This is a genomic window from Mycoplasma sp. 21DD0573 (assembly GCF_034863425.1).
In the GTDB taxonomy this organism is placed as follows: Bacteria; Bacillota_I; Bacilli_A; order Mycoplasmatales; family Metamycoplasmataceae; genus Mycoplasmopsis.
The window spans coordinates 61213-71901 of sequence record NZ_JAYFEZ010000002.1; the positions used below are offsets into that span (position 1 = coordinate 61213).

Annotated in this window: 9 protein-coding genes; 6 read left to right on the forward strand and 3 right to left on the reverse strand. The window is 25.6% G+C overall.

The window, feature by feature from the left end:
* Positions 1-61 precede the first annotated feature (61 nt).
* From VBM86_RS00400 to VBM86_RS00410, 3 genes are all read right to left on the reverse strand, one after another.
* Positions 62-214, reverse strand: coding sequence for a hypothetical protein (locus tag VBM86_RS00400; RefSeq protein ID WP_323189482.1), 153 nt, complete (start codon positions 212-214; stop codon positions 62-64).
* A 462-nt stretch (positions 215-676) separates the two neighbouring features.
* A complete protein-coding gene (locus VBM86_RS00405; protein ID WP_323189483.1) occupies positions 677-2476 on the reverse strand; it encodes a hypothetical protein in 1800 nt (599 codons plus the stop codon).
* Between the two features lie 204 nt (positions 2477-2680).
* Positions 2681-4450 carry a GIY-YIG nuclease family protein gene (locus VBM86_RS00410; RefSeq protein WP_323189484.1) on the reverse strand — a complete coding sequence of 590 codons (1770 nt, stop codon included), beginning with the start codon at positions 4448-4450 and terminating at the stop codon, positions 2681-2683.
* Positions 4451-4582: 132 nt separating this feature from the next.
* Here VBM86_RS00410 and VBM86_RS00415 point away from each other — a divergent pair, with 132 nt between their 5' ends.
* From VBM86_RS00415 to VBM86_RS00440, 6 genes are all read left to right on the forward strand, one after another.
* On the forward strand, positions 4583-6385 hold the full coding sequence (locus VBM86_RS00415; RefSeq protein WP_323189485.1) for an ABC transporter permease: 1803 nt from the start codon (positions 4583-4585) through the stop codon (positions 6383-6385).
* Entirely contained in the window at positions 6385-7098 is a 714-nt protein-coding gene (locus VBM86_RS00420) for an ABC transporter ATP-binding protein (protein ID WP_323189486.1), read from the forward strand. The genes VBM86_RS00415 and VBM86_RS00420 overlap by 1 nt, the downstream gene beginning before the upstream one ends.
* Positions 7076-8029, forward strand: coding sequence for an aromatic motif membrane protein (locus VBM86_RS00425; RefSeq protein WP_323189487.1), 954 nt, complete (start codon positions 7076-7078; stop codon positions 8027-8029). Before VBM86_RS00420 ends, VBM86_RS00425 begins: the two co-directional genes overlap by 23 nt.
* Entirely contained in the window at positions 8022-9017 is a 996-nt protein-coding gene (locus VBM86_RS00430) for an aromatic motif membrane protein (RefSeq protein WP_323189488.1), read from the forward strand. The genes VBM86_RS00425 and VBM86_RS00430 overlap by 8 nt, the downstream gene beginning before the upstream one ends.
* On the forward strand, positions 9007-9882 hold the full coding sequence (locus tag VBM86_RS00435) for an aromatic motif membrane protein (protein WP_323189489.1): 876 nt from the start codon (positions 9007-9009) through the stop codon (positions 9880-9882). Before VBM86_RS00430 ends, VBM86_RS00435 begins: the two co-directional genes overlap by 11 nt.
* An 8-nt stretch (positions 9883-9890) precedes the next feature.
* A partial coding sequence (locus VBM86_RS00440) for a hypothetical protein (RefSeq protein ID WP_323189490.1) occupies positions 9891-10689 on the forward strand: 799 nt, incomplete at its 3' end.

Consider the following 10689-nt stretch of genomic DNA (forward strand, 5'->3'; position numbering starts at 1 on the left):
TCTTGTGAAAATTCTAAAAAAATAAATAAATAAACAGGAACACTAAAAGTGGATAGAAGTGTTAATTAGACATAATATCATCTCAACGTTGCCGGGGTGTTTTTCAATCTAATTTTGATTGAATAATTTCATTAATGTATCAAAAAATAAACTCATTAATTATTTTGCTAAGAACATCCAAATTATCTTGGTTACATAAATTAGTTTTAAACATTCAGATTTTAAAATGGAAAATAAATATTCTGCTTCTCTGTTGTATGACGAGTTGCAACTCTCCCATTGAAACAACGTCATTATTTTTAGATATTGTTTGCAAATAATCTTTAGTTAAATATTGAAAACAATGGTCTTAATGTGCTATTCATTGTTTGTTCAATTTTATTTTTGACATGTGTTTCATAACTAAATCTAAATCATTTATTTTGGACAAATTGTAATTTACAATAAATTTAGTTTTGCGGTCAATTGCAATTGGCAAAAAACAAAATTGTTTTAAAAATCATTTTTTGACATTAAACCCTTCTTAAAATCATCATAATCTGAAAAAAGTTCTAGTCATTATTCCTATTTTAGTTGTTTCATAATCAACCCTTAATATAAAAAACACAAAATAAGATTTTGTCCATATTTTGTGTTCTAGTTTATGTAATTTTGTCTTTTTTATAGTTTTTTTAGGTTAATTAAGATTGGTTTTTGTAAGAAAAGTATCCATATCAATTCATTCATTTTTTGGATAGAAAGCACCAGTCTCAACAAAGTATTTATAAACTTGATCCATTTTAGATATGTTAGCTTCATAACCTTTTTTGTGGTCAATGTAATAAGTATCACGAGACAAAATGTTAAAGGTATTTGCTAATGGGAAGTTTTGTATATTGACAAAGCTTTTCATTTTTTCTAAATCTCAACCGAATGTTTGTTTTAGGAATGTCATTGTGGTTAAAAGCACTGTTGTTGTACCTTGTAAGCCATATAATTGAGTTCTTGAATTATTATTTTGATCAAATAATACTGACGTGCCTTTTTCAATGTTGTGATAATCAATTGCCAACATATTTTCTCAAGCAATTGTAGGATTTAATGTAATTGTATTAGCATATTCTTCTTCACCAACGAGCAATTTAATGTATTCAACAGCATCTTGAGCACTATAACTTGGATGCAATTTAAAGAAATAATTATATTGATCTGCAGGATATAACTCTTTAATTTTGGCGAAATAAGCTTTCACTTCGTTGTAAGCATTTTCATTTTGATTCAATCTTCACCCTCTCTCATTTTTTTTAAATAATGAAGAACCCATAAAGATTAAATTCTTTTTGTTTGCTGAATAATTGTTTTTACCTTCGACAATAAGATCTAAAAAGCTCTTGCCATAAATTTGATTTAAGCGTTCAAAGTCACCTTGATAATCAATGTTTTCGGCAAATTGTATGTAATCCTTATACATAAATGGATTAATTGGATATGACTTAATGTTTAATTTAGCTCAAGATTTACCTGCGTTTTCTAATCTTTGATTAAAAGCATTAATGTATGTGTTTTCTAAGTTGTAAATTTTAACTTTCTCTTGTAAAGTGAAGAAATAACGACAATCAATAGGCATTTTAATATATTCATCTGCTTGTAAATCATTTCAGTGTTTAAGCAATTCTGCTTGAGTATATGATTTACCTGCTTTTAGAGCAAAATTTAAATAATAATTCTCAATAAAATCATAAGGTTGAGAATTACCATCACTTAAAATAACTATTTTATTGGCATGTTTAAAAATTCAATCTCTTACAACAATGTGATCTTCATCAGATAAAGCTATTAAAGATACATCAGGTATATAAAAATCAAATTTATCAATTCCAGCTTCTAGATATGGTTGTAAATAAGTTGTTAATTCTTCTAAAGTTGTTGGTATTACTGAATAAGCTTTATCTTTTTGGTTGTTAGTTGCATATTTCAAGTTGTCTAAAACCAATAATTTTCCATCTTTAACATTCATTTCGCCTGTTTCCGTATTTAGTACAGGTCTAAATTTATTTAATAAATACTTAAAATTAAACCTTTGACTTTCTGGATTTTCATTAGTTTTGTCAATGTCCCAAACATCTTGATCAATTAAATAAACAACATCGTTGTAAGGTTGCTTTTCATTGTTAGCTGCGTTTAAATGACCAACAATTTGCATAAATGATGATAAAAATATTTGTGATGCATTTCTAGAAAGAACAACCGTTGGATATGAATTATCTGCCGAGTCTTTTAAATCAGCATAAAAATCTCTAAAATCAGCTCCTGGAGCAACTTCTGGATTTAATAATTTAATTTTTGATGAACTATTTTGTAATTCAGTTAAATTTTTTGAATTTGCGTTATTTGTTCAAGGATCTTTTGTTTTTTTCGCACATGAAGCTAGCAATGCTGTAGGAATAACCGATAATGATGCAATTGCACAAAATATTTTTCTTTTAAATTTTTTCATAGGCGAATTATAATGTTTTTATTTTTAATCATTAAAATAAGCATTTTTTAATTAATTAACAAGAATTAATAAATATTTATAAATAAAAATGTTAATTAATAAATGTCATAATTACTATAATGGATTTAATTCATAGTGTAAATATTGCTTTTCATTGATTAAAAACAATATGAAAAAATGATCGATAAAATCGACCAAATTTCTTTACAAATTTCTTTTTGAATAAGTTTCAAAAATCATTTTTGATTTCTTTTTGTCAACAACTTGATTAAGTTCTTCAATTGATGCATTCTTGACATTTTCGAATGTTTTGAAACGATCAAGCAACTTCTTTACAGTTACATCTCCAATACCCGGTATTGAGTCTAAATCTGATTCTCTGAATTTATTTATATATTTATGTTTCATTTTGCTTTTAGCATATCTATCCACTTCATTTTGCATTCTTGTAAACAACAATAATGCATTTTGTGAAATATCAATTACTTGATTGTTGTCATCAATTAATTTCTCTGTTCTATGTTTTATGTTCTTCACAAGACCATAAACTTTGATATTATTAAATTCAAGTTCTTTTAATGCATATTTAGCTTCTTTTAATTGTTCAATTGAACCATCTACAATAAAAATATCATCATCACTAATATTTAGTGATGTTCCAAATGTTTTAACAAATTTGAAAATTGTTAAATACATTAGTTCCAAATCAGAATGTTTGCTCATTTGACTAAATTCTTTTTCGTGTTTGAAAAATCTGTAATTTTCTGGAACTTTTTTTCCATTTGAAAAACAAACAGAAACACCGACCGGATTTTCTAAATATCAGTGTGAGTTATCAAATAAATAAATGTTATTTATTTTGTTTCCATTGTTTAATATATTCTCTAATTCTCTCTGTGTTTTAATATTAATTTCTTCTTTTAAGATAGCTTCATTAATATTAATCTTTAGATATTCATTGTTATTTAACAATGATAAGTTTAAGATTTCTAAGAATAATCCTTTTTTAGGGAAAATAATTTTATTATTCAGTTTTGTATTAAGTTGAATTTGTTCATATTCACTTTGTAGAATAATGTGATCTGGATAATCTTTATCTGAATAGTATCTTTCTAAATAATCAGATACATAATCAATTACATTCTGAATGTAATAGTTATTCAATTTATTGATTTCATTATTGTGTGCAGTTTGCACTCCATATCTATAAAATAAACTTTGTATAGATATGTGTTCATCTTTAACAATGAATGTATGCACATCAATGTTTTTGATGTTTTGAAGTTCAACTAATTGTGTATCTTTGATTCTTTTCAATAAATGATAAGAATCATTATATTCTTTAGCAAGTTCAAAATCTCAATTTTCACTTGCTTTATCTCTTAAAGAAATCAACTTATCTAAAAAGTCATTATTTTGAAATTTTAAAATTTCAATGATTTTGTCAAATTTGTATTTTGAAACAGAATAAGCTTGATTTTTAATTGGCAATCCATTTTCATACATAAAAAATCTAGTTAAAACCTTTAACAAATGTTTAAACTCGTGTTGATTTGAAAAAGGACCATATGAAAATGTTGTATCTGTTGTTTTAGAATATACATAGTTTTTGTATATTTCTAATTGGTCTTTAGTATTGATATTCAATTTTAAATATGGATATCTCTTATCATCAAGTAACTTGATGTTATATTTGGGTTGATATTTTTCAATATAGTTCTTTTCAGCTAAAAAAGCTTCTTGATCTGTATTGTATGTAACAAAATCAAAATCATAGATTTCATCAATCATCTTGTATGTCTTATAAGAGTTAATTGAATTATTTAAATATTGATTTAATCTATTGTTTAAATCAATAGCTTTACCGATGTAAATGACTTGATCTAATTCGTTTTTCCATAAATAAATTCCACTCTTATGTGGAGTTTTTTTAATCTTCTCTTTTATTCTGCTTATTCTTAAATCATCGTTCATAAGATATATTTTACCTATTTATTTTTAAAAAAAATATAAAGAATATAACCATCAGGTTATTTAATTAATGTATAATATTATCAAATTATTTATAATATTAAAGTAATATGAAAGTGCAAAAAGGAGTTAATAATGACACAAATAAAAAACTATATCTACTTTCTTCATAAGGTAATTTTAAAGAAAAAAAGCAGTTGAATCTTACCTGCTTTAGTTGGAACAATAATGATTGTCCTTTCAATTATTATTTCAATTATGAATATACAAAACAAATCACTAGTTATTTATTGTGCTAGTTTTGGATTGTTATTTATAACTATCTTCTTTTCTTCATTAAAGTCAATTAACTTATATAAAGATTTAGAGGAAGAAGGTTTAGAAATAATTACATTTTCTAAACCCATATCCAGAAAAACTATTTTTATAAGTAAAATGTTAATGTTTTTATTAATGGGATTATATTGAGCATTATTTTGTTCTTTATTTAATTTAATATTAGGATTAACTTTAAGATTAGATGCTAGTTACTTTGTAGCATTTGTATTTATCACGCTAATCACAATATTTTTAGCATTTATCTTCTTTGGTTCAATTGCTTCATTAATAAGCTATAAACTTAATTCAAAGATTGCTATAACAGTTCCACTGTTATTCAGTATTCCGATGTTTTTAGCTGGAGGATTTATCTCATCAAACTCAACATCAACAGCTAATAACTTTGCTTACTATTTAAATTCTAAAAATCCTAATCAACCATCAGGTAATGATTCAAATACTAATTACTTTTATTTAGATAACAATAAAGATAATTACTACATCATCCCTAACGGATATGATGCAACTAGTTTTAGTGAAAAACAAGATGCGTACTTATCAGAGGCATACAAGATTTCAAAAAACTCATCTACTTCGTGAAGTGTTTATTCTTATTTAGCAATTCCTTATCAAATGTTAGAAATATTCAACATTAATAATGAAGATATATTTAATAAACTAAATAATCAGAACACTAATAATTTAAGTGATTACTTATATTACAAGAATACTGATTCTCAAGTATATTCATATATTCTCGAGAAACAACCAAACCTACGTAAGTATCAAATAAGTGAAGGTAAAGAACAATATATAGTTCCAGGTTCACTTAAAAATCAATCATCTATTACAAATATCATCAACACAGATATCATCTATGCAAGAGATGGTGCTTCAGACTTTAACATTATTTACCCAGAAGACAAATACAACTTTGTTACATCTGAAAACTTAGTAGGAAAACTAAAATGAGAAAACATACAACAACTATTAAAATCAAATGTATTTAATAGTTTTACAAACAAATACTTTGCTCAATTATTTAATTCAGAAGAATTACAAGAATATGTAAAAAACAATGATTTAGTTTCAATTAAAAACTTCATCTTAAGCGATATTCAAAGAAACTTAAATGATGAAAACTCTGAATTAAACAATTTAATTGATAACAACACAAATGTTCTTGATGAAAATGCTATTAAAAATAAATTAGTTAAATCAAAAGTTGAAAAACAAATTTATTTATATTCAGCACTTATTTACTACATTTACTTTACATACAATGATTCAATTTACTTAAATGCTCTTTTAGTAAATGATGACTACACAGATACATATGCACCATCTCAATTCAAAGTTAGATTAGATGATTACAATTATCAAATCGGTGGATTTGAAACATATGTACCAAAACAACAAATCATCAATGACCAAATTGTCATCAGATACGATTTAACAAAATCAAATAACTATTTATTTGCTACAACAGATCAAATTTATTCAATTCAAAGAAACAAAAAAGTTGTTAACAAATCAATTTTTGTTGTGATTTGAATAATATTAGGAGCTTCTCTATTAGCTGCAAATACACTTTTATACATTAGAAAGGATTATAAATAATGAATAACACAAGTATTAAAGTTCAAAATTTAACAAAGATTTATAATCATAACTCTAATGAGAAAAAAGGAGTATTTGATTTAAGTTTCGAAGTACCTAAAGGTTCTTTCCACGCATTTATTGGGGAAAATGGCTCAGGGAAAACAACAACAATCAAATCAATCATTGGTTCATACACAAACTTTAGTGGACAAATTTACATTAATGGAATTATTAACTCAGATCCTAAATCAAAAGCAAAACTAGGTTATGTTCCTGAAAATGCAATTTTTCCTAAAGAATTAAATGTATTTGAATATTTATACATTGTTTCTTTATTTGGAAATAAAGATAAACAACAATTAAAAGATAAAATCAATAACTTTTTAGAAAAGTTTGAAATCTCTGATTTAAAGAAAAACAAACCTAACAACTTATCATCAGGTCAAAAGAAAAAAGTTTTATTAATTCAAGCATTATTAAACGATCCTGATTTAATCATTCTTGATGAACCTGCTGCTAACTTAGACCCAACAGCTAGATTTAGATTGTTTGAAATATTATCTGAATTAAATAAACAAGGTAAGACAATAATTATCAGTTCTCACATTTTAAGTGAGATTGATAAGTATGCAACTTCATACACACTTATTCATAAAGGTAAATTAGTTTCATCAGGACAAAAACAGAAAAGTCTTGAAGATATCTATTATGAAAAGATTATTCAAAATTAAGCTTCTTGCACCTTTATTGTTCTTACCAACAATAGCACTCTCTTGTACTAATACAACAGAAAATACTACTCCACAAGTTTCAAAAGAAAAAAGACCACATCAAGCATTTCTAAAGAAATTAGGATCTTCTGAATTTATAAATAATTCAAGGGATTTGAATTTATATATAAATACACAAAACAATATTCCAGATGAATTTATTAAAGAAATTCAATCATCATTAGTATATGCGCAAATATTAAACAATCCAATTTTAGAAAACAACATTCAAATTCAAGATTCATTAAAAGCATCAAAAACATTAGAAATGCTATTTAGAGATAACTGATTTTGATACTTAAGTAATCTAAATAAATTCAATTACTATTTAAACTTTTATCCATCAAATTTCAAAGATAAAAAAAATGATGCTGGTGTGAATTTAACATTAGCAAAATACACAAAAGCAACGCAAGATGGTATTAAGTTAAATATTGATTTACATAATTACAAATTGAATAAATATGTTGTTAAAAATATTCAGTTAGATAGCAACTCAACACTTCAAAGTTTAGATGTGATTTACATTGTCCTAAACGAAAATTTAATACTACCAGTATTTAAATATTCACAAGAAGACAAAACGTATTTAAAAGCATCTGCTGAAATCTTAAAAGTTGTCTCTACAGATAACATTGATGCAACAATTGATAATTTGCACAGCAAATTAGTTGCTGCACACAATAAACTACTAAATGATGACATTGAATACAGTAAAAGTATAAATGTTGAAGATTTATCATTTATATATAAGAACTTTGATTATGCTAAATTTATTATGTTATTTAATTCATACAATTACTTTCAAAGATTGTACTTAGCGTTAGAAGAAATTAATCAAGATAACTGACAAATTATTAGATACACATTAGTAGGAGTACAAAATGATTAAAATTAAAAAAATGTTAAGTTTAATTAGTTTACCTCTTATTAGTGGAGTTGCGATTTCTTGTGCTAATTACACATCTTCAAATAAATTAGAAGTATACATAGATAACTCAACACAAATTAACCCTAAAGTTGAAAACTTGCAGCAAGTTAATCATAAAAAGATTATCGAAACTCTTTTAAACAACGTTTATAAACCAGAAAGTCAAAGAGAACGCAGTTTATATGTATACAATCAAGAACAAGACACATCATCAATCATTCAAAAATTCAAAGAAATAACAACAAGTTACAAACAAGAATTTAGATCTGATGAATTAAACGATTCTCTTGCTGAAAAAAGCAGACTACAAGATCTCTTAGTCTACTTTTCAGGTGATGAAAGAACAGAAGCAGAAAACAAAATAACTGAATTAACAGCAAAAATTAATGAAATTAATGAACATAATACACCTGCTAAAAAAGAAAAATTCGCTAATAGTTTCTCAGATTTTATTTCAGAAAACTGATACTTTATCTTAAATAATTTAGATAAATTTGACTTCACATTTGTATCTTGATTATTAGATCCAATCGGAAATGGTTATACACTATCAGACGAATACCAACAATCATTAAAAACAAAAAGCGAATACAAAAACTACAACGTACCAAACACATACATTGACGACATCAAATTAGGTGATGAATCAGGTGAAATGGCTGATGCTAGAGTTTATTATTTAAAGAAAAATAAACTAGTTTTCAGAATTACTATCAACAACATTTTGCAACCTGTTTCTAATTTAAAATTAGAACCGTTAAACTGATACTTTGGAGATTTAAAAAATAACAAAATATCACTTAACTTAATTTCTAATATTGTTCACTCAAGATTTATTCACGGATACGAAACAGGATTAGTTCAATTTGAAAAAAGCATGGTTAAAGATCTAAGTTATGGAGAACCTGCTAATGTTTTCTTCTTATGAAAGGGGACTAATGAAAATTAGTAAATTATTTAAAAAGATTTTAATGATATCACCATTAAGTTTACCTTTAGCAACTTTATCTTTTACACCTAGCACAGTATCAAAAACAGATGAAACTAGCGAACAAGAAAACGCTTTAAAACTTGAATGAAATAACTTTATTAAACAAGATTCAATTTGAAACTTACTTAACATCGTATATAAAGACGAAGCCCAAAAACAAGCTTACATTGACTCACAATTTGAATTACTAAGCAATCCTGATTACAAACGGCAAATTAAAAATGCATTTGTATTCGGGAACAACATGACTCAATCATTTATTCAAGGAGAATTTGATTGAGGAACATTCTCAAGAATAAAACCATTTATAGTAGAACAATCAACTGCTCAAATAGATCAATTATTATCAACAAATTGACTATATGCACTATTTACAATTACTCAATTTGATTTAATTAAATCAACATTATTAGATAATGAAAACTTAGATGTCGCGTCTAATGATCCTGAAAAAATTTATTCAAACTATGCAAAAATAAGTTCAAATCAATTCATTGATTATGTTTATGCAAAAAACAGCGATGAAACACTTGATGATTTATATTACTTGTTATCTAAAAATGGATTTATCTTAGAAATAGGAATTGAAAAAGATTGACAAAATCCTGAATTACTCAAACCTAAATTACACGGATATGTAAAAACATTTCCAAATATTATCAATAATGACTATATATTAGACATTTTTGATTTAAACAAATATGTGCAGTTATTTGCTCCATTCGGTGTAGATAACTCTAACAAAGGTAACACCAATGAAATTTTATTTATAGACAATTATGGAGGGGTAAAATTAACGTATACATTTGTAGATGTTAATTAACATTCATTATGAAAAAATTATTATTCTCACTTTCTTTGCTTAGTTTCTCGGCATTACCAATTGCTTCTGTAGCTTGCATTGATTTAACAGGTGGTAATCAATACAAAATAGCTAAACCTTACGTAGTAACTAAATTTGATGAATTTTTAAAAGAACAAAACATTACATTAGATTCTAAATACAAAGAAAAATTAGATAACTTCACAAATGAAGATTTAACTAAGTTAAGAAGCAAATTAGCAACACTTAAAGACACAGTTTTAAAACTTAAAAAGGAAAATGAAGGTGCACAAAAACCTGAATTCGCTGCTTCATTAGAACAAATGTCACAATTGCTATCTGAAAACATTTACGTCTTCTTACAATATATTTACTACTTTAACACTGTGTTTTATGATTATGGTTTATTATCATTTAACTTTGAAGATGATTCAAAGCCAAGACATTCAGATGAGTATTTACACTATTCAATTAACCAAGTTAATAGTTTCTCAGAAGTTAATGCAACTTCAGGACATACACACTATACATATATAACAAACGAAATCAAACCGGTTGGAAATATGTGACCAACAAGTTTTTCAAATGTAACTGAATCAATAATTAAACCGGGATACTATGAATTTTATGTTGCATTTTCAAACATTGTCTATAAGTTTTATGTAAAAGAAGAAAGTGGTGTTTCACAAATTATTATGGATCCAATTTGCTTTGCATTCAAATCATCTTTAGGCCAAGTTGATGCACAACAAATTGAAGAACTATACAATATAAATTTAGAAGGATTAGAATCAGATAGAGCAAACC